This window comes from Haemophilus sp. 27098_8_127, assembly GCF_041433495.1.
Classification (GTDB): Bacteria; Pseudomonadota; Gammaproteobacteria; order Enterobacterales; family Pasteurellaceae; genus Haemophilus_D.
Map to the genome: position 1 here is coordinate 1 of NZ_JAPWBP010000030.1, position 593 is coordinate 593.

General features: G+C 42.0%; 2 tRNA genes and 1 rRNA gene. All 3 read left to right on the forward strand.

The annotated features are described in order from the left end of the window. Positions 1-90 (forward strand): 16S ribosomal RNA (locus O3746_RS10345); the annotation flags it as partial. Between the two features lie 82 nt (positions 91-172). Further along, a tRNA-Ile gene (locus O3746_RS10350) sits at positions 173-249 on the forward strand. 53 nt (positions 250-302) lie between these two features. Beyond that, positions 303-378: transfer RNA gene (locus O3746_RS10355), tRNA-Ala, on the forward strand. Positions 379-593 lie beyond the last annotated feature (215 nt).

The window sequence follows — 593 nt, forward strand, 5'->3', positions numbered from 1 at the left end:
TGGAGGGCGTTTACCACGGTATGATTCATGACTGGGGTGAAGTCGTAACAAGGTAACCGTAGGGGAACCTGCGGTTGGATCACCTCCTTACCAAAAACGAGAGACAATAAGTGTCCACACAGATTGATTGATATATTGTAGACAATATCGAGCAGAAAGCCGTTATTCCCTTGGGTCTGTAGCTCAGGTGGTTAGAGCGCACCCCTGATAAGGGTGAGGTCGGTGGTTCAAGTCCACTCAGACCCACCACTCAAACTGAGTGAGTGATGAAGGTGAATAAGGTAGTAAATAAATGATGACATGGGGATATAGCTCAGCTGGGAGAGCGCCTGCCTTGCACGCAGGAGGTCAGCGGTTCGATCCCGCTTATCTCCACCACTTATCATCGTTAAGTAAATTGGCTGATTTAATGTTTAAAATGCTTTAATGAGTTTATTTAACGATGATAACTGAAAATGTTATTTCTGTTCTTTAACAACCAGGAAACAAGCTGAAAAACTGAAGAGACTTTCAAGTCCTTTAAGGATAAGAAAAAGTCTGAGTAAGAATAAAATCTTGATTGAACAAAAGCAATCAAGTGTTTAGTTGAAAAC